The 24,748-nt window shown below is 61.5% G+C and carries 24 protein-coding genes and 1 pseudogene; 18 read left to right on the top strand and 7 right to left on the bottom strand.

Going from position 1 to position 24,748, the window contains the following annotated elements; translation table 11 throughout:
* Positions 1–51: 51 nt before the first annotated feature.
* From AC1DVN_RS15270 to AC1DVN_RS15235, 8 genes and pseudogenes are all read left to right on the top strand, one after another.
* Positions 52–1,593: a FadD3 family acyl-CoA ligase gene (locus AC1DVN_RS15270; protein ID WP_069147001.1), complete on the top strand. Its 1,542-nt coding sequence runs from the start codon at positions 52–54 to the stop codon at positions 1,591–1,593.
* The gene (locus AC1DVN_RS15265) at positions 1,590–2,462 is read left to right on the top strand and encodes an enoyl-CoA hydratase (protein WP_019746945.1); all 873 of its coding nucleotides are present in this window, start codon (positions 1,590–1,592) and stop codon (positions 2,460–2,462) included. The genes AC1DVN_RS15270 and AC1DVN_RS15265 overlap by 4 nt, the downstream gene beginning before the upstream one ends.
* Positions 2,462–3,622 (top strand): acyl-CoA dehydrogenase family protein, encoded by a 1,161-nt coding sequence (locus AC1DVN_RS15260; RefSeq protein WP_007734181.1) that lies wholly within the window; start codon positions 2,462–2,464, stop codon positions 3,620–3,622. The genes AC1DVN_RS15265 and AC1DVN_RS15260 overlap by 1 nt, the downstream gene beginning before the upstream one ends.
* Positions 3,619–4,584: an acyl-CoA dehydrogenase family protein gene (locus AC1DVN_RS15255; RefSeq protein ID WP_084326859.1), complete on the top strand. Its 966-nt coding sequence runs from the start codon at positions 3,619–3,621 to the stop codon at positions 4,582–4,584. The genes AC1DVN_RS15260 and AC1DVN_RS15255 overlap by 4 nt, the downstream gene beginning before the upstream one ends.
* Positions 4,581–5,633 (top strand): acyl-CoA dehydrogenase family protein, encoded by a 1,053-nt coding sequence (locus tag AC1DVN_RS15250; RefSeq protein ID WP_046377953.1) that lies wholly within the window; start codon positions 4,581–4,583, stop codon positions 5,631–5,633. Before AC1DVN_RS15255 ends, AC1DVN_RS15250 begins: the two co-directional genes overlap by 4 nt.
* A gap of 146 nt (positions 5,634–5,779) precedes the next feature.
* Positions 5,780–6,376, top strand: a pseudogene (locus AC1DVN_RS15245) (SDR family NAD(P)-dependent oxidoreductase); the annotation flags it as partial.
* A 120-nt stretch (positions 6,377–6,496) separates the two neighbouring features.
* The gene (locus AC1DVN_RS15240) at positions 6,497–7,162 is read left to right on the top strand and encodes a hypothetical protein (RefSeq protein ID WP_084326858.1); all 666 of its coding nucleotides are present in this window, start codon (positions 6,497–6,499) and stop codon (positions 7,160–7,162) included.
* Positions 7,163–7,387: 225 nt separating this feature from the next.
* Positions 7,388–8,275 carry an alpha/beta fold hydrolase gene (locus AC1DVN_RS15235; RefSeq protein WP_003945464.1) on the top strand — a complete coding sequence of 296 codons (888 nt, stop codon included), beginning with the start codon at positions 7,388–7,390 and terminating at the stop codon, positions 8,273–8,275.
* Between the two features lies 1 nt (position 8,276).
* Here the strand turns inward: AC1DVN_RS15235 and AC1DVN_RS15230 are convergent, their stop codons facing one another.
* Both AC1DVN_RS15230 and AC1DVN_RS15225 read right to left on the bottom strand, forming a co-directional pair.
* Positions 8,277–9,095 carry a Cof-type HAD-IIB family hydrolase gene (locus AC1DVN_RS15230; RefSeq protein WP_084326857.1) on the bottom strand — a complete coding sequence of 273 codons (819 nt, stop codon included), beginning with the start codon at positions 9,093–9,095 and terminating at the stop codon, positions 8,277–8,279.
* A gap of 62 nt (positions 9,096–9,157) precedes the next feature.
* Entirely contained in the window at positions 9,158–9,628 is a 471-nt protein-coding gene (locus AC1DVN_RS15225) for a MarR family winged helix-turn-helix transcriptional regulator (protein ID WP_084326856.1), read from the bottom strand.
* 111 nt (positions 9,629–9,739) lie between these two features.
* On the opposite strand from AC1DVN_RS15225, the gene AC1DVN_RS15220 reads away from it, so the two are divergent.
* The 3 genes from AC1DVN_RS15220 to AC1DVN_RS15210 are packed head-to-tail and all read left to right on the top strand — an operon-like array spanning position 9,740 to position 12,129.
* The gene (locus tag AC1DVN_RS15220) at positions 9,740–10,237 is read left to right on the top strand and encodes a VOC family protein (protein WP_084326855.1); all 498 of its coding nucleotides are present in this window, start codon (positions 9,740–9,742) and stop codon (positions 10,235–10,237) included.
* 37 nt (positions 10,238–10,274) lie between these two features.
* Positions 10,275–11,063 (top strand): pirin family protein, encoded by a 789-nt coding sequence (locus tag AC1DVN_RS15215; RefSeq protein WP_020906267.1) that lies wholly within the window; start codon positions 10,275–10,277, stop codon positions 11,061–11,063.
* 1 nt (position 11,064) lies between these two features.
* Positions 11,065–12,129, top strand: coding sequence for a maleylacetate reductase (locus AC1DVN_RS15210; protein WP_084326854.1), 1,065 nt, complete (start codon positions 11,065–11,067; stop codon positions 12,127–12,129).
* A 7-nt stretch (positions 12,130–12,136) separates the two neighbouring features.
* Here AC1DVN_RS15210 and AC1DVN_RS15205 read toward each other — a convergent pair whose 3' ends face one another.
* A complete protein-coding gene (locus tag AC1DVN_RS15205) occupies positions 12,137–12,658 on the bottom strand; it encodes an Lrp/AsnC family transcriptional regulator (protein ID WP_019746936.1) in 522 nt (173 codons plus the stop codon).
* A 109-nt stretch (positions 12,659–12,767) separates the two neighbouring features.
* Here AC1DVN_RS15205 and ald point away from each other — a divergent pair, with 109 nt between their 5' ends.
* Positions 12,768–13,868, top strand: coding sequence for an alanine dehydrogenase (ald, locus tag AC1DVN_RS15200; protein ID WP_084326853.1), 1,101 nt, complete (start codon positions 12,768–12,770; stop codon positions 13,866–13,868).
* A gap of 53 nt (positions 13,869–13,921) precedes the next feature.
* Positions 13,922–14,797 carry an aldo/keto reductase gene (locus AC1DVN_RS15195; protein ID WP_084326852.1) on the top strand — a complete coding sequence of 292 codons (876 nt, stop codon included), beginning with the start codon at positions 13,922–13,924 and terminating at the stop codon, positions 14,795–14,797.
* Here the strand turns inward: AC1DVN_RS15195 and AC1DVN_RS15190 are convergent, their stop codons facing one another.
* From AC1DVN_RS15190 to AC1DVN_RS15180, 3 genes are all read right to left on the bottom strand, one after another.
* Positions 14,798–16,048, bottom strand: coding sequence for an NADH:flavin oxidoreductase/NADH oxidase family protein (locus AC1DVN_RS15190; RefSeq protein WP_477993987.1), 1,251 nt, complete (start codon positions 16,046–16,048; stop codon positions 14,798–14,800).
* 28 nt (positions 16,049–16,076) lie between these two features.
* On the bottom strand, positions 16,077–16,580 hold the full coding sequence (locus tag AC1DVN_RS15185; RefSeq protein WP_477993986.1) for an SRPBCC family protein: 504 nt from the start codon (positions 16,578–16,580) through the stop codon (positions 16,077–16,079).
* 72 nt (positions 16,581–16,652) lie between these two features.
* Positions 16,653–17,228, bottom strand: coding sequence for a TetR/AcrR family transcriptional regulator (locus AC1DVN_RS15180; RefSeq protein ID WP_007734151.1), 576 nt, complete (start codon positions 17,226–17,228; stop codon positions 16,653–16,655).
* Between the two features lie 85 nt (positions 17,229–17,313).
* On the opposite strand from AC1DVN_RS15180, the gene AC1DVN_RS15175 reads away from it, so the two are divergent.
* The 4 genes from AC1DVN_RS15175 (at position 17,314) to AC1DVN_RS15160 (ending at position 21,503) form a co-directional block, all read left to right on the top strand.
* Positions 17,314–17,772 carry a PaaI family thioesterase gene (locus tag AC1DVN_RS15175; protein WP_003945940.1) on the top strand — a complete coding sequence of 153 codons (459 nt, stop codon included), beginning with the start codon at positions 17,314–17,316 and terminating at the stop codon, positions 17,770–17,772.
* Positions 17,773–18,060: 288 nt separating this feature from the next.
* Complete coding sequence (locus AC1DVN_RS15170) at positions 18,061–19,362, top strand: TrpB-like pyridoxal phosphate-dependent enzyme (protein ID WP_084326851.1); 1,302 nt, start codon at positions 18,061–18,063, stop codon at positions 19,360–19,362.
* 142 nt (positions 19,363–19,504) lie between these two features.
* Entirely contained in the window at positions 19,505–20,929 is a 1,425-nt protein-coding gene (locus tag AC1DVN_RS15165; protein WP_477993985.1) for an outer membrane protein assembly factor BamB family protein, read from the top strand.
* Between the two features lie 256 nt (positions 20,930–21,185).
* A complete protein-coding gene (locus tag AC1DVN_RS15160; protein WP_125461408.1) occupies positions 21,186–21,503 on the top strand; it encodes a hypothetical protein in 318 nt (105 codons plus the stop codon).
* Positions 21,504–21,569: 66 nt separating this feature from the next.
* On the opposite strand, the gene AC1DVN_RS15155 is transcribed toward AC1DVN_RS15160, so the two are convergent.
* Positions 21,570–23,156 carry a PucR family transcriptional regulator gene (locus tag AC1DVN_RS15155; RefSeq protein WP_256922327.1) on the bottom strand — a complete coding sequence of 529 codons (1,587 nt, stop codon included), beginning with the start codon at positions 23,154–23,156 and terminating at the stop codon, positions 21,570–21,572.
* Positions 23,157–23,206: 50 nt separating this feature from the next.
* Between AC1DVN_RS15155 and AC1DVN_RS15150 the strand changes: the two genes are divergently transcribed.
* A complete protein-coding gene (locus AC1DVN_RS15150; RefSeq protein ID WP_084326850.1) occupies positions 23,207–24,547 on the top strand; it encodes an MFS transporter in 1,341 nt (446 codons plus the stop codon).
* The last annotated feature ends 201 nt before the right edge of the window (positions 24,548–24,748 follow it).

The following is a 24,748-nucleotide window of genomic DNA, read 5'->3' as shown; positions in this document are numbered from 1 at the left end:
GTAAGATAACCTACCAAGCACTTGCTAGGTAGCGTGTCAGGTAGGAGTCCAGTGACCGAACAACCGAGAACCATCCCATCAGCCCTCATCCGGGCCGCCGAGGAGTTCGGTGAGCGCGCGGCTATCGCCGATGGCGACACCCGACTGACCTTCGCACAGCTACATCAACGTGTCCGCGATTTCGCCGGCGCGCTGATCAACCGTGGGGTGAAGGCAGGCGATCGCGTCGTCATCTGGTCGCCCAACACGTACCACTGGGTGATCGCCCTGCTCGGCGCTCAATATGCCGGCGCGTCCATCATCCCGATCAACACTCGATACACCGGCACCGAAGCTCTCGACATCATCGAGCGCGTCGACGCCGCGGCCTTGGTGGTCGTCGGCACGTTCCTCAAGGCCGATCGCTATCAGCAGTTGCTCGACGCCAACCCGGACCTGTCGATCCCGACCGTCATCCAGGTACCGATCGACGGGGACGACGACCGTGACGGCGTCATCGAGTTCGAGGACTTCCTCGCGCTCGCCACCGACGCCGCCCGCACCGAAGCCGATGCGCGTGCTGCGAAGGTGCAGCCAGACGACGTCAGCGACATCCTCTTCACCTCCGGCACCACGGGACGCAGCAAGGGTGCGATCACCGCGCATCGTCAGTCCATCGCTGTCGCCAAGTCGTGGGGTGAATGCGCCGAGGTCACCGCCGACGACAACTTCCTCATCATCAGCCCGTTCTTCCACACCTTCGGGTACAAGGCCGGAATCCTGGTCTGCCTGCTGAACGGTGCGACGATCGTGCCGGTGTCCGTCTTCAACATCGACGACACCCTCGCGCTGGTCAACAGCGAAAAGATCAGCATCCTGCCCGGTGCCCCGACGATCTACCAGACCATCCTCGATCATCCCCGCCGCAGCGAATACGACCTGTCCTCGCTCCGCATCGCGATCACCGGCGCAGCACCCGTTCCGGTTGCTCTCGTCGAGCGCATGCAGGCAGAGCTTTTCGACGCCGTCCTCACGGCATACGGTCTGACCGAGGCAGTGGTCGCGACCATGTGCCGCACCGACGACGACCCGGTCACCGTCTCCACCAGTTCCGGCCGCGCGACAGCCGATTTCGAGGTCAAGATCGGCGACCAGGGTGAGATCCTGCTTCGTGGACCGAACGTCATGCTCGGATACCTCGACGACCCCGAATCCACCGCCAAGGCAATCGACGCCGACGGCTGGTTGCACACCGGAGACGTCGGAACCCTCGACGAGCGTGGCTATCTCGACATCACCGACCGCCTGAAAGACATGTACGTCAGCGGCGGATTCAACGTCTACCCCGCCGAGATCGAGGGCATGTTGGCTCGCCTGCCCGGCGTCCACGAGTCTGCTGCCATCGGCATCCCCGATCACCGGATGGGAGAGGTGGGCCGCGTCTACATCGCCCAGCTCGACGGTGCCGGCCTCACCGAAGAGTCGGTGATCGCTTTCCTCAAGGAGAAGATCGCAGGCTTCAAGGTGCCCCGCGAGGTGCGCTTCGTAGATCACCTGCCCCGTAACCCTTCGGGCAAGGTCCTCAAAACGGTTCTGCGCGAGGAACAATCATGACCGTTCCCTTCGAAGCCGACGTCGTGACCTACGAGGTTCGTGACTCGGTCGCCGTCGTGACCTTGAATCGACCCGACTACCGCAACGCCCAGAACTCGGTCGTGACGTACGCCCTCGACGCGGCATTCCAGCGCGCCGTCGAGGACGACGACGTGAAGGTGATCGTCCTGGCAGGCAACGGACCCCACTTCAGCGCCGGACACGACCTGGGAACTCCGGGACGCGACCATCACGTCGAGTACGAGAACAAGGCCACCATGTGGTGGGATCACGTCGACAAGCCAGGCGGTGACCAGCGTTTCGCCCGCGAGATGGAGGTCTACCTGGGCATGTGCCGCCGTTGGCGGGAGATCCCCAAGCCCACCATCGCGATGGTGCAAGGCGCCTGCATTGCCGGTGGGCTCATGCTCGCCTGGGTCTGCGACATGATCGTCGCAGCCGACGACGCCTTCTTCTCCGATCCCGTTGTCCGCATGGGCATCCCCGGCGTCGAATACTTCGCGCACCCGTGGATGGTCGGTTCACGTTTCGCGAAGGAAATGCTCTTCACCGGCGATCGATTCACCGCGCAACGCGCCTACGAAATCGGCATGGTCAATCGCGTCGTCGCCCGCAAGGATCTCGAGAAGGAGACGTTCGAGCTCGCCGGGCGTATCGCCGAGATGCCGCGTTTCGGACTGGCTTTGACCAAGAAGGCCGTCAACCAGTGCGAGGATCAGATGGGGATGCGCAACGGCATCGACTCCGTCTTCGGTCTGCATCACTTCGCTCACGCTCACAACGCCGAGGTCGGCAAAGACTCGCTTGGTGGTCTCGACGCCAAAGCCATGGCTGCCAGTGCTCGCGCACCGCAGGAAGGAACAAACTAGTGGATCTCGTATTCGACGACGCCACAACCGCATTCCGTGACGAGGTCCGCTCGTTCCTGGAGGCGAATGTGCCCGCCACTCCCCTGAAGTCGATGGATACCGCCGAAGGCTTCGAAGAGCACCGTCAGTGGGAGCACACTCTCGCCGACGCCGGCTACGCCGTCGTCTCCTGGCCCAAGGAACTCGGCGGACGCGATGCGTCCCTGCTCGAATGGGTCATCTTCGAGGAGGAGTATTACCGCTCTGGCGCGCCCGGGCGCGTAAGCCAGAACGGCATCTTCTTGTTGGCTCCCACACTGTTCGAGCATGCAAATGCCGAGCAGTTGGCTCGCATCATGCCGCGCATGGCTCGTGCCGACGACATCTGGGCCCAGGCCTGGTCCGAGCCCGAATCCGGTTCCGACCTCGCGAGCCTGCGTTCGAGTGCGAAGAAGGTCGACGGGGGCTGGCTGCTCAACGGTCAGAAGACGTGGAGCTCACGCGCAAGCTACGCCGACTGGGGCTTCGGCTTGTTCCGCTCCGATCCGGATGCGCAGCGCCACAAGGGCATCACGTATTTCATGTTCGACCTGCGCTCGAAGGGCGTCACCGTTCGCCCGATCGATCAACTCGACGGCGAGCCCGGCTTCGCCGAGATCTTCCTCGAAGACGTCTTCGTGCCGGACGACCCGGCCAACCCTGGTGAGTCGGGTGTGATCGGCAACGTCAACGAAGGTTGGCGCGTCGCGATGAGCACCGCGAGCAACGAGCGTGGCCTCTCGCTGCGCAGCCCCGGCCGCTTCCTCGCCACCGTCGACCGACTGCTCGAGCTGTACAAGTCCAGCGGACGAACCGACGACAGCGCTCTGCGTAACCAGGTTGCCGACGCCTGGATCGGCGCTCGCGCCTACCAGCTCAACACATTCGGTACCGTCACCCGTCTCGCCGACGGTGGACAACTCGGCGCCGAGTCCTCGATCAACAAGGTCTTCTGGTCCGAGTGGGATATCGCCACCCACGAGACTGCTCTCGAACTGCAGGGCCCTGAAGCCGAGCTGGCCGACAACTGGATGGACGGATACCTGTTCTCCCTGTCCGGCCCGATCTACGCAGGCACCAACGAGATTCAGAAAAACGTCATCGCTGAGCGTCTGCTCGGCCTACCGAAGGCGGACCGATGAGATTCGCGCTCGACTCCTCCCACCAGGACTTCGCTGCAAGCATCGATGCACTGCTGACCAAGTCCGACATGCCCTCCGTCATCCGTTCGTGGAACGACGGTGACACCGAGCCGGGCAAGAAGCTCTGGCAGCGCCTTGCCGAGACCGGCGTCAACGGCCTCGTCATATCCGAAGAACACGACGGACTCGGCGCCGACGCCGTGGACCTGGTCGTTGCACTCGAACAGCTCGGTCGGCACGCAGTACCCGGACCGGTCGTCGAGACCATCGCAGTAGCACCGACGCTCCTGGCTTCCGTTGCACCGGAACGTCTCTCTGCTCTCGCCGAGGGTTCGCTGGCAACCGTCGCCGCTCCCCCGCGCACACCGTTCGCGCTCGACGCCAATGCGGTCGATCTGGTTCTACTCGCGCAGGACGGCACCGTCTCACTCGGCATCCCTGGCGAAGCCAAGGCATCGGTGGATCTCTCCCGCAAGCTCTACGAGGTTTCCGCCGGCGAATCGCTGGGCTCCGCCGACTTCTCCGCAGCCTTCGACATGGGCGCTCTTGCCACTGCCGCGCAGTTGCAAGGTCTCGGCCAGACACTGCTCGAGGTCACCACCGAATACGCGAAGCAGCGCAAGCAGTTCGGCAAGGTCATCGGACAGTTCCAGGCAATGAAGCACCACCTGGCAGAAGTTGCCGTTTCGCTCGAAATGGCTCGCCCCCTGCTCCACGGTGCCGCTCTGTCGGTTCGCGATCAGTCGGCCGACGCCTCGCGTGACATTTCCGCCGCCAAGGTCGCGTGCGGGGATGCTGCTTACAAGGCCGCCCGCGTCGGACTCCAGGTTCACGGCGCCATCGGCTACACGATGGAACACGATCTCTCCTTGTGGCTCACCAAGGTACGAGCATTGCTCACCGCATGGGGCACACCGTCCGAGCATCGTGCGCGCGTCGTCGAAGCGCTGGTTGCATCATGAGCATCGACACCGAAGACCAGGCAGCACTACGTGCGTCGGTACGCGATCTCCTGAGCAAGCATTCCGACTCCGCTGCCGTCCGCGCTGCCATCACCACAGAGATCGGCTACGACGCCGCGTTGTGGAGCAAGCTGTGCGAGCAGATCGGCGTCGCCGCGCTGGCGATTCCGGAGGAGTTCGACGGCGTCGGAGCAGGTTTGGGCGAGGTACATGTGGTCCAGGAGGAACTGGGCCGCACGCTGACCCCCTCACCGATGCTGGGTTCGGCGATTCTTGCCGCACAGGCACTGCTGCTTTCCGGTGACAACGACGCATGCTCACGACTGCTGCCCGGTGTCGCGTCCGGCGAGAGCACGTTGGCCCTGTGCTGGGCAGGGGCTGCGGGTTGGAGCACCTTCGGCGTCGAGGCAACCGAGGATGCGTTGACCGGCACGGCGTCGTACGTCCTCGACGGACACATTGCGGACACCCTGCTCGTTCTCACGGCCGACGGATTCTACGAAGTGGATCCCGCGGCCGAGGGCGTCTCCCGCCGACGCGTCCCCACCATGGATCCGACGCGAACGCTGGCGGAGGTCACGTTCTCCGGTGTTCGTGGTCGGCCACTGGAGTGGTCCGAAGATCTGGTCGATCGCATCCGAACCGTCGTTCTGATCGCGTTGTCCGCTGAACAGGTCGGAGCGGCCGCAGCGATCGTCGAACAGACCGTGGAATACACCAAGTCGCGCAAGCAGTTCGGTCGCGCGATCGGTTCTTTCCAAGCCCTCAAGCACCGGATGGCCGACATGTACACGTTGGTCGAGACGGCGCGGTCGATGACGTACGCGGCCGTGGCGACGCAGTCGGCGGACGACGCGGCAGTGGCGAAGGTCTACTGCTCGGAAGCCTTGCAGCAGATCACCTCCGAAGCAGTTCAGTTGCACGGCGGAATCGCAATCACCTGGGAGCACGACGCTCAGCTGTACTTCAAGCGTGCACACGGCAGCGCTCAGCTCTTCGGACAGCCGAGCACCTACCTGCCGAGCCTCGCTCAGGCCGCGGGTCTCTAAGACACATCGGTGCTTGTTCGCTCGCAATCCCGGGCGAACAAGCACCGATGCTGCCCAGTCAGTGGAATGAACCGCAGATTTATGCGGCTGGATCACGCAGAATCGGTCACCAGACAGCTGTCCATCTCACAGACCGGAGTTTTCTCGTGAATCGATTCGACGACAAGCGCGTCCTCATCAGCGGCGCAGGGTCCGGAATCGGCCAGGCCACCGTTGCCCGCATCCTGGCAGAAGGAGGCACCGTCGTCGCCGCCGACATTTCCGAGACCGGCCTCGAACAGACGCTGAACGCCGCGAAGGACGCCGGCCACTCCGATCGCCTCACCACGGTGAAGGTCGACATCTCCAGCGAAGAGTTTGTTCGCGAACAGGTCGGCGCTGCGATCAAGGCTCTGGGCGGGCTCGACGTGCTGGTCAATGCGGCGGGCATTCTGCGCTCCGCGCACACCCACGAGATGACACTCGATTTCTGGAACACCGTCATCGGGGTCAATCTCACCGGAACGTTCCTCATGACGAGGGAATCCCTCCCGGCACTGCTCGAAAGCGGAGCAGGTGTCGTGGTCAACTTCAGTTCCACTTCGGCGACCTTCGCCCACCCGTACATGACGGCATATGCGGCGTCGAAGGGTGGAATCCAATCCTTCACGCACGCACTTGCTCTCGAGTACAGCAAGCAGGGTCTTCGCGCCGTGGCCGTCGCACCCGGCAGCATCGCGTCGGGCATGACGTCCGATCCCGGTTTCCCGGCCGACCCTTTATTAACCCCCGGCGGTTAATAAAGGCGCACAGCAGCGAGGCGGCATACTTGTCTGGCCGCCCGGAACCCGTCCGACGGTACGAAGTGCGGTGGGGAGCCAGCGGTGAGCGAATCAACAGGCAGTGCAAACCTCGAGCCCGTGCTGATCAGTCCTGTCGTCAGCGGAATGATTCGCACCTGGTCCGAGGACGAGACCCGCTTGTGGAGCGTCGACGATCCCGCCGCGCTCGGCGCACTGCTTGGACGCGGCCTCGTAGCTCGTACTTCTCTGCCGGACAACAAGTTCCGAGAAGTTGCGTTTCTGGATACCCAGACCCAGGCCCTCACTGTGCAGCCGCGCTTCGCCACCCCGGACAGCACTGCCCTCGCCGCACCGTTCAAGCTCACCGACGCGTCCTCCCCGACCGGCGACGCTTGGGAAGATCTCGAATCGGTACTCGCGTCGATCGCGATCTCCGCTGCTGGACGCGGCGAATTCTGGCTCGCGGAACTCGGCGGGTGGGATTCTCCCCACGAGCCTAACTGCCTCTTCACGACCGTCGACGAATCGGGCCTGTCCAACGCAGTCATGGAGGCAACCCCCGCACCGGTGGGCACAGGCGTCTGGCCGGAGGTTCCGAGCGACCGAACCGGCGTTTCTGTGTCGGCACCAGCCTCACAGGACACCATCGAGGCTGCCGGAATCTTCGCGGTTTCAGCGATCGAGACGTGGGGCGTCACACCGTGGGACATCAACCTCACCTTCGGCAAACTGGTCGATTTCGCCTGATCAACGGCGCCGACACGCGGCGGTGAGTTGTACGTCTCCTCTCAGCCGACGGCTCACGGTTCGTCACAACACGCCCGATGGCCACGACATCGACCCCCTCGATGGGCATACTGAGGGAACTGGGGTTACTCCCGGTCACAAATACCCGTGGATCCGCGTCGGGGCGGGTGCGGTCCGACGACACGCGAGCAGCCACAGACACTGGCGGCTCCGAAAGGTTCAATCATGGCAACCGACCAATTACAGACGGTTGTATTGCACGGCGACCAGCTCAAATACGTCGACCAAGGCAGTGGCCCCGTCGTGGTGCTCATTCACGGCCTGCTGGGCGCGCACTCCAACTGGGAACCGCAGATCGAGACGCTCTCGCGTCATTACCGCGTGATCGCCCCTGATCTCTTCGGACACGGTGCGTCGGACAAGCCTGCCGGCGACTATTCACTCAGTGCTCACGCAGCCACTGTGCGTGACCTTCTCGAGGCCCTCGACATTCCGTCGGCCACCCTGGTCGGCCACTCCCTCGGTGGTGGGATCGCGATGCAGACGCTGTATCTGTTCCCCGACCGGGTGGAGCGGCTGTGCCTGGTGGCCAGCGGTGGACTCGGCCCCGAGGTGAGCCCACTCCTGCGCGCGGCGACACTGCCCGGCAGCGAACTGGTACTTCCCGTCCTCGCGTCGAGGACGCTGACCGACGTGACCGACAAAGCGCTCGGACTTTTCAACAAGATCGGCCTGTTCAAGCTCGGTGCCAGCGCAAGCGAGGCCCGTAAGAGCTTCGCTTCGGTATCGGACGCGTCGACACGTCAGGCATTTCTGGCGACGGCACGATCGGTCATCAATTACAACGGTCAAACCGTCAATGCCACTCCGCATTTCGCCAACTTCAAGAATCTGCAGGCACTACTGGTGTGGGGTGAGGAAGACACCATCATCCCCAACGCCCACACCGAGAACGCTCGCGCCGAACTACCGCTGGGGCGGGTGGAGATCTTCAAGCGAGCCGGACATTTCCCGCACCTTGACTACCCGGATCGCTTCGACCGCGTCTTCTCCGAATTCATGACGGACTGCGGAGTCGGTATCGGCACCGGACCCAAGGCCGTCAGCAGCTGAACTAGCGCCCCGCAACCAACTCTTCGAGATAGCTCGCCACGCCGTCCTCGTCGTTCGTGGGCAAAATTCGGTCGGCGAGCTCGATGACCTCGGTTCTGGCGTTGGCCGGCGCCAGAGCTGTTCCGGCCCAGGTCAGCATGGCAACATCGTTGAAGGCGTCACCGGCTGCGGCCACTTCCGACGCGTCGATGCCGTCGATCGCGCACAACTGCGCGAGAGCGCTGGCCTTCGAGACGCCCGCTGCAGCCATTTCCATGTACGGGGCGCCGGAGTGCGTCAACTCCACGCCCTCGATGCCCGCAGCGACCGCTGTTCGGTACAGGTCGGCGCTGGGAACTTCCGCATGCCGAGCCACGATCTTGACCATCGGCTCCACGTCCAGCGGCAGGGTATCGGCGAGCACCATCTCGTGCAGGTGCCGGTGATGGTCCGCGAATTCGCACAGAGCGGCATACTCCGGCTCGGCAAAGAACTGCGTGGGTCCGACATTCGCGAACACGACGCCCGGAACCAGCGACCGAACTTGCTCCATAGCCGTTGCAGCCAAGGACATTTCGATCGAGACGGTGTCGACGATCTCCGGAGTCCCGTCGGCGAGGTCGAGAATCACAGCTCCGTTGGCACACACAGCTTTACCGCGAAACCCGCACGAGTTCGCCAATGTGTGTACCGAATGCCGGGCGCGGGCCGTCGCCCACACAACTTCGATTCCGGCGAGCCGCGCGTTCTCCATGGCCTGCGCGGTGCGCGCCGAAATCGTTCGGTCGGAGCGCAGCAGGGTGCCGTCGAGGTCGGTTGCGAACATACGAATGCGGGTCACCAGACAATGATGGCAGCCCGTTCGCAGCCCTCACCAACTACGTGACACGGACCGTTGCTCTGTCAATTACCTGACTGGGTCCCGAGAAGGTGCCGACGCATCTCACCGAAGACCACACCCAACCGCTCGACATCTCGCGGGCTCAGCAGATCGAACATGCTCTCCCGCACTGCGGCTACGTGCGCCGGGCTTGCCGACGCCAGTTTGTCGGCACCCGAGTCGGTCAGCTCCGCATTGGCGCCCCTCTTGTCGTCGACACACTCAACCCGGCGCACCCACCCTGCGCCGACCAATCGATTTACGGCCCTGGTCACACCACTTCGGGTAGCCATCACAGCGTCGGCGAGCTCACTCATGCGCAGTTGCCGGCCGGGCGCTTCGGCGAGAGCGACCAGCAGTTCGAAATCGGTGAAGGAAATGTCGGAGTCTCGCACCAACTGCTGATCGAGAACACGCTGGAGCAGTCGGGTCGAGTCCAGGTAAGCCCGCCAGGCCGTTTGCTCCGTGTCGCTCAACCACCGCGTCGATTCCATGACACCAGCATATCCGAAGTAGTTGACAACGAAATCAAATGATCTATTCTCAATGTAGTTGATCAGTCAACTACCTGTTCGAAGAGAAGGTTCAACCGAGAGGCGGGCGCCATGAGCGACAACAACGCAGTGCAGTTCGAGGAACGCCGGACCGAGATCAGGGATCGACATCTGATCCCCGCCGACAAACGACCCGCATCGACCGCACGCGGCCTGCACCATACGGCCCTGATCAGCAGTGACGTCGAACGAACCGTGAAGTTCTATCAGGATCTCCTCGGATTCCCACTCACCGAGTTGATCGAGAACCGTGACTATCCCGGGTCGTCGCACTTCTTCTTCGACATCGGCAATGGCAACCTGCTGGCCTTCTTCGACTTCCCGGGTCTCGACGTGGGCCCGTACCAAGAAGTACTCGGCGGCCTCCACCACATCGCAATCAGCGTCGAACCTGCCAAGTGGGCGAAGCTGCGCACCCAACTGACCGAGGCCGGCGTCGAACTGATCGAGCACAGCGAGGTTTCGTTGTACTTCCGCGATCCCGACGGCGCTCGACTCGAGCTGATCGCCGACCCTCTCGGCGAGATGTACGGCAATCACGTCCTCTGAAAACTTGCTCTCCCCCACACCATTCGGAAGGCACACCATGACCTCCACTCTGTCGCAGCCGAACCTCGATATCCGTCGATCCGGGGATCGCTTCAAGTCCAATGCCGGCTGGCTGGACTCGAAGCACTCGTTCTCGTTCAGCAATCACTACGACCCGAAGAACACTCACCACGGTCTTCTCCTGGTCAACAACGACGACATCGTCACGCCCGGAATGGGATTCGACACCCACCCGCACCAGGACATGGAGATCGTCACCTGGGTACTGAGAGGTTCTCTCGTACATCAGGATTCGATGGGGCATTCGGGCGTCATCTACCCCGGTCTCGCCCAGCGGATGAGCGCTGGAACGGGAATCCTGCATTCGGAGAAGAACGATTCGTGGCGACTCGGTGACGTGGCGGGTGCGCATTCCGACAAGCACAGCGACCCGGTTCACTTCATCCAGATGTGGGTCGTCCCCGACGAGGCCGGAATCACGCCCGGATACGAGCAGTTGGAGATCGACGCCGAATTGCTTGCCGGTGGACTGGTTCCCGTCGCGTCGGGCATGGACGCGTACGCCGATCACTCGGCAATCCGGATCAAGAACAAGTACGCCGCGATGCACGTTGCGCGTCTGCAACCCGGACAACCTGTGACCCTGCCGGACGCACCGTTCCTGCACGTTTTTGTCGCCGACGGTCAGGCCGCCATGGAAGGCGTCGGAGTGCTCGAACAAGGTGACGCGGTACGAGTATCCGGCGGTGGAGGTCAGCAGCTCAGCTCCGATACCGGGGCAGAGGTCATCGTCTGGGAAATGCACGCCACCGTTTCGCAGGGGTGACATGAAGCCCTTCTCGTACGACGCTTCACGGTCTCGAATTGTCTTCGGCCAAGGGACGATCGATACGATCGCCGAAGAAGTGCGGCGGCTCGGCCGTAGCCGAGTGATGGTGCTGGCAAGTCGTCGACTCGACGCGGTTGCCGCCGCCGTGACCGAATCTCTCGGCGACATGGCGGTGGTCCGCTTCGACGGCGCTGTGATGCATACTCCGATCGAAGTCACGGCAGCCGCGCTGAGACTTGCCGAGAACCATCACGTCGACACGGTCGTCGCGATCGGCGGCGGTTCGGCAACCGGGTTGTCCAAGGCACTGGCACTACGAGCGGGGTTCGATCAGATCGTCGTTCCGACAACGTACGCGGGATCAGAAGTCACTCCGGTGTTGGGTGAAACAGAGAACGGACGCAAGACAACTCGCTCCTCTCCCCACATCAGACCGGAAACCGTCATCTACGACGTCGACCTCACTCTCGATCTGCCGCTGGATACCACCGTCACCAGCGCCGTCAACGCGATGGCGCATGCGGTTGAAGCGTTGTACTCCATCGAGTCCAACCCGATCACGGACTCGATGGCGATCGAGGCGATCTCCGGGATCGCCCGTGCGCTGCCGAGCATTGTCGATGATCCGAAAAATCTGGAAGGTAGGGCCGAACTACTGCAAGCGGCCTGGTTGGCCGGAACTTGCTTGGGCACAGTCGGTATGGGGCTTCATCACAAGTTGTGCCACACCCTCGGTGGCAGCTTCGGTTTGCCGCATGCTCCCACCCACACCGTTGTCCTCCCCCACGCGATGGCATTCAACGCGCCTGCTGTCCCGGATGTGATGTCGCGAATAGCGACTGCTCTGGGCGCATCCGATGCCGCTACCGGCGTTTTCGACCTCGTCACCGCGTGCGGCGGACCGACCACTCTGCAAGAACTGGGAATGAGTCACGATCAAATCGAAAATGCAGTCGAACTCGCCACCTCCGCCGCGTATCCGAATCCGCGTGAGATCACCCCGCCGGGCCTGAGCGAACTCCTCGAGAACGCCTGGTCCGGGCGTCGACCCGCCATCGGGTGAGAACTAATCAGGCAGTACCGCCTCGAGGCCTGACGTGTTCGAAGATCAGAATCGTCTCGGTCGCAGCAACCGCTGGATGTGCCGAGAGATTGTTGACGACGAAGTCACGCAACTGCGCCGAATCCGTCGTTGCGACGTGCAGCATGTAGTCGTCGACACCGGCAACGAAGTACACGTTGAGCACCGAGTCCAGCTTGGCGAAATCGTCGCCGAGCCGGTTGAGGTGCGACCGTGCGTTGGCCTGCAGTCGAACTGCGATCATCGCCTGCAGATCCATTCCGAGAGCGGCGGGGTCGATGTCCGCGTGAAATCCCCTGATCACGCCGTTGTCCACCAAGGCGCGCACACGGCCGAGGCATGTCGACGGCGCAATTCCCGCGATCGCGGCCAGCGCATTGTTCGGAATCCTCGCGTCTTTCGCCAGCTCTTCGAGCAGAACCCGGTCGACCTCGTCCAACTTCACGGCAGCCCGAACATGCTTCGGCGAGGCGGCCGTCTGAATACCGATTTTTGAACTTTCGCGCACCATGAATACAGACTAGAGAATTAGCTTCACTTCTCTTCACTATCTGGCGACGAAACTTCATGCTTGGCACCTGCCATTCGAAGAAACAACAGACTCAGTTCGGAGCCGTGTCATGAAGGTCGGAATCCCCCGCGAAATCAAAAACCACGAGTACCGCGTGGCTATCAGCCCAGCAGGCGTCCACGAACTGGTCGGCCGAGGGCACGAGGTCGTCATCGAAACGGGCGCAGGCGTCGGCTCCTCGTTCAGTGACAAGGATTTCAAGGCCGCGGGCGCGCAGATCCTCGGGTCCGCCGATCAGGTCTGGGCGGACGCAGATCTACTCCTGAAGGTCAAAGAACCTATTGCGGAGGAGTATTCGCAACTCCGCAAGGATCAGGTGCTCTTCACCTACCTTCACCTGGCAGCGTCGAAGGAATGCACCGACGCACTCCTGGCTTCGAAGACCACTTCCATCGCCTACGAAACCGTTGTCGGTTCCGACGGTTCACTGCCCCTTCTCGCACCGATGAGCGAAGTAGCCGGACGCCTTGCGCCGCAGGCCGGCGCCTACCACTTGATGCGTCACGGCGGCGGACGCGGAGTGCTGATGGGCGGCGTCCCCGGAGTGCGCCCCGCCAAGGTCGTGGTGATCGGTGCTGGCGTCTCCGGCAAGAACGCCATCGCCGTGGCCTACGGCATGCAGGCCGACGTCACCGTTCTCGATCTGTCGATCGCGCGCCTGCGGGAAATCGACGAGCTGTACCACGGCCAGGTCAAGACCATCACGTCCAACAGCCTCGAACTGGAACAGGCAGTACTCGACGCCGACCTCGTCATCGGCGCAGTGCTGGTCCCCGGGGCGAAGGCGCCGACCCTCGTCTCCAACAGCCTGGTGGCGCGCATGAAGCCGGGATCTGTACTGGTCGACATCGCCATCGACCAGGGCGGCTGCTTCGAGGATTCACACGCGACCACGCACGCCGACCCGACGTACCAGGTTCACGGTTCCGTCTTCTACTGCGTTGCGAACATGCCCGGAGCCGTCCCCCGTACGTCGACGTACGCGCTCACCAACGCGACGCTTCCGTACGTCGTCGCATTGGCAGACAAGGGGTGGAAGGACGCGGTCGCGACAGTTCCCGGCCTGGGGTCAGGACTGAGCACACACGACGGCCTGCTCCTGTCCGACAGTGTTGCAGCGGCGCATGGGTACTCGGCTACGACTCTCTGACCCAGGCGACTCTGACCCAGGCGAGAAAAGCTCGAGATCGCTAGCCTTGATCCATGAGCATTCCTGACATCACGCTGAATTCCGGAACCACGATCCCGCAACTCGGCCTCGGAGTCTGGCAGGCCACCAACGACGAAACCGAGCATGCAGTGCGGTTCGCACTCGACGACGCCGGCTACCGACACATCGACACCGCTGCCGCCTACGGAAACGAAGAAGGCGTCGGACGAGGTATCGCCAACTCGTCCGTCGCGCGAGAGGACATCTTCCTCACCACGAAGCTGTGGAATGCAGATCAGGGCTACGAGCCGGCGTTGAAGGCTTTCGACAGCAGCATCGACAAGCTGGGCGTCGATTACGTCGATCTTTACCTGATCCACTGGCCACTGCAGGACAACGACCGCCTTCTCCGCACGTGGGACGCGCTCGAAAAGATCGCGGAATCGGGCCGCGCCAAGGCAATCGGGGTGTGCAACTTCGAGCCGCATCATCTGCAGCTTCTCGTCGATCGCGGCGGATTGTTGCCGGCAGTCGATCAAGTGGAACTGCATCCGCACCTCACGCAGCACGCGATCCGCGACAAGGCCGCCGAGCACGGGATCAAGGTCGAGTCGTGGAGCCCACTGGGCGGTACCAGCAACGCAGGTTGGGGTAAGGCATCGAAGCCCAACACGCTGCTCACCGATCCGATCATCACTCGAATCGGTGACCGCCACAGCAAAACTGCCGCGCAGGTCCTGATCCGCTGGCACCTGCAGAACGGCCTGATCGTCATCCCGAAATCAGTGCACGACGCCCGGATCGCTCAGAACATCGACGTATTCGACTTCGAACTCACCGATCTCGATCTGAGCGAAATCGACACTCTCGACGACGGTACCCGCGTCGGCGCGCATCCCGATGAACTCAACATCGGTGCACCGAACTGATCAAGCCGCTCGTTTGGTGGGGCGAAGCGCATCGATTCCGTTTCGCCTCACCATGGTCCCGAGGGTTTTCCACCACGGCCGAGCCGGATCCGGCTCGCTGCCGTCACCCATTCGATGCAACTGATCGGTGTGCCACTGCAGGTCGAGTGCACCGTCGAGCATCGAGATGTCGGCAACCTTCCCCAACAACTTCCGCGCTCCGAACTCCACAATCGGGACGTTCAATCGTTCCCGATTCGATTCCAGGAGAACGGTTGCCGCGTCGGGAATCGTGATCGTCGGCCGGCCGAGGCCGATCACGTCGCAGGCGCCGGAAGCGAGTGCCTCGACCATCGCCGATCGCGAGCGGAAGCCGCCGGTGACCGCCAAGGGAATGTCGCCGGCAATCGCTCGAACCGTCTCGGCATACTCGAGGAAATATGCCTCTCGATCGCGAGTGCTCTGCTTCTGCACTTTACCCATCATGGCCGGCGATTCATAACTGCCACCGCTGATCTCGATGAGGTCGACCGACTCTTCGGTCAGCGCGCGTACTACTTCTCGCGATTCGTCTTCCGAGAATCCGCCGCGCTGGAAATCAGCCGAGTTGAGTTTGACCGACACCGCGAATCCGGGAGCAACGGTCGAGCGTATGCGCCGAACGATTTCGATCAGAAAGCGTCGTCGACGCTCGGGATCTCCACCCCACTCGTCCGTCCGCTGATTGGACAACGGCGAAAGGAACTGCGCAACAAGATAACCGTGGGCGGCATGTATCTGCACGCCTCCGAAGCCGGACGACTCGGCGACGCGAGCGGTTTCCGCGAACTTGTCGACGATCTCTTCGATCTCAGCAGTCGAGAGTTCTCGCGGCGTCGCCATTCCCGGAATCTTCAGCGCAATCGCGCTCGGTGCGACCGGTCGACCTCTGCTGGCGATCGGGTTGGATTGCCGCCCTGGGTGGTTCAGCTGCATCCAGATCTCGGCGCCGCCGTTCTTGGCAGTCTTGGCCCAGGCAGTCAGCGCTTCGGCATCACGATCGTCGTCGACGACGACGTTGCCCGGTTCGGCGATCTGCGATCGATCAACCATGACATTGCCGGTGATCAGCAAACCGAACCCGCCACTGCCCCAACGGCCGTACAGCGTTTCCAAGCGGGTGGACGGTCCATGAGTCCGGTCACCCAGAGCCTCACTGAGCGCAGCTTTCATCGTGCGATTCCGCAGTATCTGCCCACAGGGCAAAGTCAACGATTCTCCGAGCGTGGTCATGAATGCCTCTCGCATGAAGGGAAGAAAGTCAATGGCGTGGCGCAGAACCGAAGTGCCGCTTGGTATCGCGCACGAAGCTCGAGAAGATCAGTGAGTTGACCGGTAGCCCGCCGCGCACCGCGAGCGACAACTTCGGACGCGGCGAGAATGCAAAATTCCACTGCAGTCTCGAACCCACTGCGAGCTCGTCGACGCGGTAGTCCTCCGCGAAGGATTGGAACAGCGGAACATTGGACTGTTCGACGTAAAACGAGTGCCGACGCGTTTCGTCGTCCCAGGTGATGAACTTTTCGCGCATCTGCATCGCGCCACCGCCCACCTCCGCGATTCGGCGCGTGCCGACGCCGTAGGGGCACGGCGAGGTGTAGTGCACTTTTGTAAGCAGTCGGCACCACGACAAAGGCTCGTCGGCGGTCAGACCGGCCCAGACGACATCAGGTTCGGCGGCGAGGTCGATCGAGTACGTGAAGATATGCGGTGCCGTGTCGAAGAAATCGACACCGACCGGTTCGAGGTCGAACCAATGTGTCATCGCCTACCCCTGCCTAATTAGCCGTTACATGAAGTTACGGATACTTGATGGCCGAAGTCAACCCCCGAAGGCTCAGCGGGACCAAGCCTCAGAACGAGAGAGCCCCTGCAGTGAAGCGATGACCTGTTCGAGCGGCTCGATACTTCGAGTCGTCTGGCACACCGCCACTGCACCTTCGACCGACGTGATCGTCAGGTTTGCCATCGACTTTGCTTGCACTGCAGGATAACCCGCAGTTTCGAGTTGCGATTCGATCAACTTCTGCCATCCCAGCATGACCTCAGCCGATACTTCCGCGACTTCTGGCTCACTGGCGCGTGCCAACCCGCCGGCAATCACCGGGCAGCCTATCGCGAAGTCCGAGCGCGTGAGATTGAGTCGCCAGATGTCTCCGACCGCTTCGATCACGTCGGCAGTGGAACCGGTGGCCGCAGCCGAGCTGATTCGTCTGGTGATGATCGCACCAGCCGCGCGCACGGCTTCGACCATCAGCTCGGTCTTGCCGCCGGGGAAGTGATGGTAAATCGACCCACGGGGCGCGCCGCTGTGCTTGATGACGTCGCTGAAGGACGTCGCATCGACACCGTTGCGGCTGATCAGTTCGACCGCACTACGAATCATGCGATCACGTGAGCTCAGCTCTGCCATGTCACAGATCCTTCGGCCGTCGGTACACCTGTCGACTCATACGCTACGTTATGTATGACGACCTACATAGTGATGGGATGAAACAATGAGTGACGAGACAACCGCAACCGTCGATCCGGCGCAGATGACAGGCCTCGAACTTCTCCGCTGGATGGGAACGCAGGTCAACGACCGACCCAGCATCGGACGCCTCCTCGGCATGGAGATGCGCGAGGTCAACGAGGGATCCGTCAGCTTCGCACTGACCCCGCGTGCCGATTTCAGCAACCCGCTCGGCACCGTGCACGGCGGCATCTGCGCAACGCTGCTCGACTCGGTCATGGGCTGCGCGGTGCACACGATGCTTCCGGCCGGCGTCGGCTACACGACCCTCGAACTCAAGCTCAACTACATCCGCACGGTGCCTCTCGACGGTGACGAACTGACAGCCCACGGCAGTGTCATTCACGTGGGCGGGCGTACCGCGACCGCAGAGGGCAAGGTCTTGGACAAGAACGGCAAGTTGGTGGCGCACGGAACTACGACGTGCATGATTTTCCGCTGAGCCGACGGAGGATGGCGAAAATGTCGCTGAGCCGACGGAGGATGGCGAAAATGTAGCCGCGCCCGACGTGAGCAGGGTGCGAGTACCGATGTACGATCGGCTCGTGACCCTGCTCACTGCGCACCTCTGGTGGCCCGACCGCTGACGGTCAGCCGCAACTGCGTGCTGCCCGGACCGACATCGGGTGGTCCAGCAGGCTCCTCTCCAGGATCCCCGATCCGGCAAATGCCGTACGCGTCGTCGCTACGACCGCCAAGATCAGGTACCGAATCCACGAAGGAGAGTTAGTTGACCACCACCCCACTCAACCGTTCGCTCGAGCCTTTGGGCGTCTCCATCCCGTCGAAAGTGCCGACGCACTGGTACAACCTGGCGGCTGACCTCCCCGAGCCCGTTCCCCCGCACCTGCATCCAGGCACTCGTGAGCCGCTCGGCCCTGAGGACTTGGCGCCGCTGTTCCCGACGAACCTCATTGCGCAGGAAGTCGCAACCGAGCGCTACATCGAGATCCCGGAGACGGTTCGCGAGATCTACGGCATGTGGAGGCCCTCTCCCCTGTTCCGGGCGCATCGACTCGAGCGCGCTCTGGGCACGCCTGCCCGCATCTACTACAAGTACGAAGGCGTGAGCCCGGTCGGTTCGCACAAGCCGAATACTGCTGTCGCGCAGGCGTACTACAACGCGATCGAAGGAACCACCAAGCTCACCACCGAAACCGGCGCAGGCCAGTGGGGTGCGTCGCTGTCGTTCGCGGGCGCACTGCTCGGACTCGACGTCGAAGTGTGGCAGGTTCGCTCCTCCTTCGATTCGAAGCCGTACCGACGCATCCAGATGGAGGCATACGGCGGAATCTGTCACCCGTCGCCTTCCGACCTGACGGAAGCCGGACGCGCACTGTTGAAGTCGCATCCCGACACCACCGGCTCGCTTGGTATGGCGATCAGTGAGGCCGTCGAGGTCGCTGCGCAGGACCCGAACACGCACTACTCACTCGGCAGCGTGCTGAATCACGTCATGCTTCACCAGACCGTGATCGGTCAGGAAGCAATGGTCCAGCTCGAAGAAGCCGGCGACGCCGTCCCCGACACCGTGTTCGGTTGCGCCGGTGGCGGTTCCAACCTCGCCGGACTCACCTTCCCGTTCCTGGGACGAAACCTTCGCGAAGGCACCAAGACTCGTCTGGTCGCCTGCGAGCCTTCGGCATGCCCGTCCCTCACTCAGGGCGAGTACCGCTACGACTTCGGTGACGTCGCCGGGCTAACTCCGTTGCTCAAGATGCACACTCTGGGTAAGGACTTCGTTCCCCCGGCGATCCATGCAGGTGGCCTTCGCTACCACGGTATGTCGCCGATGGTCTCGCATGCGGTCAACCTCGGACTCATGGATGCGATTGCCGTCGATCAGGACGACGCGCTCCAGGCCGGTCTGATTTTCGCCCGCGCCGAAGGGATCATCCCGGCTCCGGAATCAACCCACGCGGTTGCCGGCGCCATCGCTCACGCTCGCGCCGTCACCGAACCCGAGGTGATTGTGATCGGACTGTCGGGCAACGGTCAGTTGGATCTCCCGGCGTACTCGCCTTACGTCTGACGCCGTCGGTGTGGTGGTCTCGTGTGTACGAGGCCACCACACTTCGTCACACCGAGCACGTGGGCTCGATCTCGCGATCGACATCGAGCCGGCCGTCCGCGAAACGAACCGATCAGTTTGCTCGATCGGTTACGGTCTTTCGATGCAGCTTCGGTTGAAGGAACACTGGAAACTGGCCGCCCTCGGACTGGCGTTGATCGTGGCGATCGCGTTCATCGTCGTATCGGCACTCTCCGACTCCAGTGAGGCGGCCTCGCCGAAGCAGAAGATAGGCGGTCCGATCGTCGAGCAGGGGGTTGTCGACGTGGACCTCTCCGATCCTCCGCAACAAGCCTGGGAACTCGATGTTCGAACGCTCACGGACAACTCCGGCGACGTACTGCTGTCGATGCCTTCCGGCCTCGATCGCTACTACGGCTACGGCAACACGTACCAAGTCGGTGACGTGCTGGTGGCCGCGACTGCTTATCCCCTGCCCAAGACCGACGAGTCTTCCTCGAGTCAGGGAGTCGGTGCCGTCTCACTGGTCGGTGTGAATCCCGACGACGGAAGTCAGCTGTGGAAAACGCGAATCGGCGGAGTCATCGGCCAGTGCAGCCAGCAGAACGAATCCACGATCATCGCGTGCTGGGGCGATCGACGGATGATCTTTGTCGATACCGCGACCGGAACTCTTATGTCCGACCTCGGAACCGACTTCGATCTCAGTGGTGCCGCGATCACCGGAGACACTGTGTACACGTCCGGTGAGAGAATGGACGGAACCGTTCGCACACGAATTCTTGCCAGCGGCAACACCACCAATGTGACGGCCAACTTCGTTCGTACCTTCGAACCAAGTGAGAAGTTCGGATCGGTCTACACGATCCCGAGCACCAACACAGTCATTGCGATGGAACAGGGCGATGGCGGGGACCCACAGTACCGCTATCGAATCTACGATCTGGATTCCGGCGCAGAACGATTCAGATTCGAGGGTGATTCGCTTGTCCCTGCCGGGAACGGATTGTTCCTCACCAATGTCGGCGGCAGATCAGGCTATGTAGGAACCCAAAACCTCTTGGCTTCCGACGGATCCACGATTCGTGCGATACCGATTCCCTCGTACTCATCGTCGTCCTACCCAAGTAAGTCCTCGACGGGCCTGCCGATGTTTCTCGGCGACGGCGCCTACGACCCGAATTCCGGTGACGAACTTTGGCGCAGTTCACAAATCGTCAACACCGCGATGGCCGGGACGGGAAGCGCCATCGCCGCAGTGGTAGGAAAAACAATCCTGGTCACGTCGCCGGAGACGCGCACAATCTCGGGTCTCGACATCGAGAGTGGCCGACAGCTGTGGCAAACGCCCTGGCAAGACGCGTACTGGGTTCGCAGCGGGGTAACCGATGGCGACCACTTCGTCTTCAGCGACTACACCGGAATGCATTCGATCCGGGCTCGCGACGGAAAGATGATGTGGTCGGTTCCCCTTCCACCAGAAGTCGATCCGCGCGGAGTCGTCGTCTCGAATGCCGGCAAAAACGTGTCGTTCTCCTGGCAGAACCATTTCACCGTTTGGCGTTAGGCCGGCAACATCACCGATACTGTGTCGTACTGACCAGCCAGTTCAGCAGCAAGCAAATGGCTAGACGTGCAGCATCAATGGCCACAATCCAGTCTGGCGCGTTTGTTCAATTTCGGGGGAACGATCTCGAACAACTGCATATATCTCCGCGACTCCAATTTCGGAAAGATCAGACCAGACCTGTAGTGAAGGGGTGCGTAAAAATCGCACCGACTCAGGTATCTGATCCAATCCAACCGTAAAGGGAGCCAACGGGATGGACGCGAAATCCCCTATTTGCAGTCGGCAACAAATTGTCCAGTTTGCGCGCAAACATCTGCGTACCGGGGGACCGAACTCAGACCAAATTCGTCGTCATTTCGGTTTGCAAAAACGCGCGTTCTTCACGCAGCTCGACACCCATCTGGACGATTCTGCACTTTCAATGCCCGAAAAAGTTGCACTCCGCCGCATCTGCCGACAGGAGGATAGAAGGTGCCCGATCAAACGTATGAACGTCTCAGCAGGTCAAGCCAACCCACCCCGGCCGATGTACGACGCGCTTCCTTTCCCACCCCAGAACCATCCCGCTTGACGATCGAAAGCCCCGAACTACGTTGAGCCGCTGGATTCTTCCGCAGCCCCCTCTTCTCGGTTGGGATCATCGGAGATCTAACAACCGCGCGACTTTCAGACTCAAATGCAATGCCAACCGGTCGTCGCCGTTTGCCAAGTCTGCGCGTGTTATCTCCTGAATTCGCCGCAAACGATAGTACAAGCTCCCTCGATGCACACAGAGCGTCTCGGACGTTCGCTTTACGTCACCGGCATTGTCCAAAAAGCTCTCCAGCGTCGCGAGAAGAGCCTCACTTTTTGAGTCCTCATGGCTGAGCAAGGACTGCAAACCTGAGTGAATACTGTTCTCGAGTCGATCCTCCGACAGTTCGGCCAGAAGTCCGTAGACGCCGAGATCCCGATAATGCACAACATTTCCGAGCACCTTGACGACCTGGGCTACATCTGCGGAGCGTCTGGACTCTTCGTAGGATTCACGCACGTCTGCAACCGAGGTTCGCGGTTCACCGATACCAACCCAACATTCGATGTTCTGGCGCCCACTTTCAGACAAGACTCGCTCCCGGGCTGCCACGATCAACGAGTCCAGATGGGTTTGAGTCGAGCGTTCGGCCACCGATACGATCAACAGGCTGTGGTCGGGGCGGTCGAGTTGGATTGCACTGTTCCGCGGGAGCCTCCGCCGAAGCTGATCGACGCCGACGGCAACACTCAGACGATCTCTTTCGGTCAATGTCGACCGGTCCACGGGACGAAGCAACATAGTGACCGCGACTGCTGGACCCGCAGCCATCAAGCCCTCATCAGCCAATCTGCTTGCCGCGTCCTCGCGCAGCGACCGCTCGCCAGACAGTACGTCTCGAGTAAGTTCCCGCTCCCGACTTCGGGACAACTCGTCCAGCAACTGTTCGCGGTGGAGGATCATCGCCGCCGCATCAGCCGTGCGCCTCAAGACCTCGGCTTGATCCTCGTCAACTTCGCCCTCTGAAGTCAACAGCCAGACGAAGCCCAGCAGCGCATTGCGGTACCGGATCGGCATCCCGACCCGGCCAAGGGTCAGCCCTAGTTCTTCGTTGACGGGAACAGTGAAGAGATCGAGGGCTTCACGGCCTCCACTCGCGTAGATGAAGTCCACAATCTCGCGTGAAACATTCCGCTGTAGAACGGAATTCATTCTGACTGAATCGACGGCACTGTCATGCGAGTTGTACGCGAGTAGACGGATCTGTGCATCGTCGATCGCAACGGAACGGTCCAGTCGTCGCCCGGTAGTATCCACCAAATGCTGTAGTTCTCCGGCCATGGTCGAACTGTACGAGCCACGCTCGCCGTTTTGCAACATATGACTAAATTCGTCCGCGACAATTTGAACGAATGACAGTGATGCAACTAACTTTCGCGCCATAAGCTCGCTACATGCCGAAGCACATGAGACCCGGAACGTGTTCGCTCGGCCCGCGACCAGGCATACCCAGCAACGACAGGTTGCACGACAGCGACGAGATTCGTTGCAGCCGTGAGATTTGCATTGTGGGCCGAAGCCAGCCGACACGCTCTCGCGTGAGAAAGCGTCGTCCCTGATCCGGAATCGATCGCAACCTCCGTTCGCCAGATCAACGTGGGTCCGGTCGGCCTCTTTCAATTTCGCATGCCTCCGAACGACATCGGCCACCGTGACGTCGCAAAACCGTTGCTATTCAGCATATCCCGAGAGGAATCATCATGACCGGCACAGCAAATGCTCCTGTAGAGCATCAAACCGAGACGTCACCCGGACGTCGATCGGCGCGCCGTAGGGCCCTGATTGCCGGCGCGACAGGCAACATCGTCGAATGGTTCGATTTCACGATCTACGGTTTCACTGCCGCAGTTCTCGCGACAGTGTTCTTCCCTCCGGAGTTCGGCAGTGGCGCACTGCTTGCCACCTTCGCTCTTTACGGAGTCGCATTCTTGGCCAGACCTGCCGGCGGCATATTCTTCGGAAGACTGGGTGACCGCCTCGGCCGACGGAGGTCACTGTCCCTGGCTATTACGCTCATGGGCTGCTCGACAGCGGCTATCGGCCTCCTACCGACCTACGCTTCGATCGGTGTTGCAGCACCGCTGTTGCTGCTGCTCTGTCGCTTGGTTCAAGGATTCTCGGCCGGCGGCGAATACACCGGAGCGGCAACCTTCGTCGTCGAACATGCGCCGTCTCACCGCCGAGGCTTGTACGCAGGGATTATCAGCTCTTCGTCGTTCGTCGGCAGTATCTTGGCCACGGTCACAGTCTTGTCATTCAGCTTGGTCGGCACTGAGTCCTTTGCCGACGGGGGATGGCGTTGGCCGTTCATCATCGGAGGCGTTGTCGCCATGGTGGGACTGTTCATGAGGCTTGCGGTCGAGGAAACTCCGGCTTTCAAGGAAATGAAAGAAAACGATTCCCTTCCAACCCGCCCTCTCACAGATCTGTTCCGCAATCACTGGCGGACTCTGCTCACGTCATTCGTGTATTTCGCCTCGCTCGGTGTCGTTACTCATATGCTGCTCGGCTACATGCCGACATTTCTGATTCTTTCAGCCGACGTTTCGAGCACGGTGGCACTGCTGATGACAACCGGCGCTTTGGTTCTCGCAGTCCCGCTGTTCATCTTCTTCGGCGCCACGGTCGACCGAATCGGCCGGAGACCTCTCGTCAGAATCGGCATGGTGATGTCAGTTTTCGTTTCGGTGCCCAGCTACATGCTCATCGGCACCGGAAATATTTTCGCGATTGCCGTTGCACTGGCTGCTCTGGTCATCGCGCTTTCCCTACTCGCGTCCGCTTTGCTCGTAATTCTCGAAATGATGCCGACGCATGCTCGATTCACCGGCACGGCGATCCCCTACAACATCGCATATGCACTCTTTGCAGGAACTGCGCCGCTGGTGTGCGCAGCACTGGTCAACGCCACTGGAAGCGATCTGTCGCCTGCCTTCTACGCGACCGCCATCGCTTTGATCGCACTTCCCATTCTGTGGCGAGGGATTCCGGAATCGAAAGACTGGTCTGCCACGCGGGGCAGCTCGACGAAACATTTCTGACAACGGACGCGCCACGGCTGTGATTTTTTGAGCAGCTGTCGATAGCGTTCCGATGGCCGCCACGAGAGAGTTGAGGACGACGGACACCTCTGGACTTTCAGGTACCAAATCCATTAAGGCAGAGCCGAATCCGAGAAGTCGGGATGCGGGTCTCCAGAGGAAGTCGACGGCGTCGGAATTACCAGAACCCAAGCTCGCCGG

The organism is Rhodococcus sp. P4_E4, assembly GCF_056401575.1.
The sequence above is the reverse complement of the archived record's forward strand: the minus strand, read 5'-3'. Positions and strand labels throughout refer to the sequence as shown.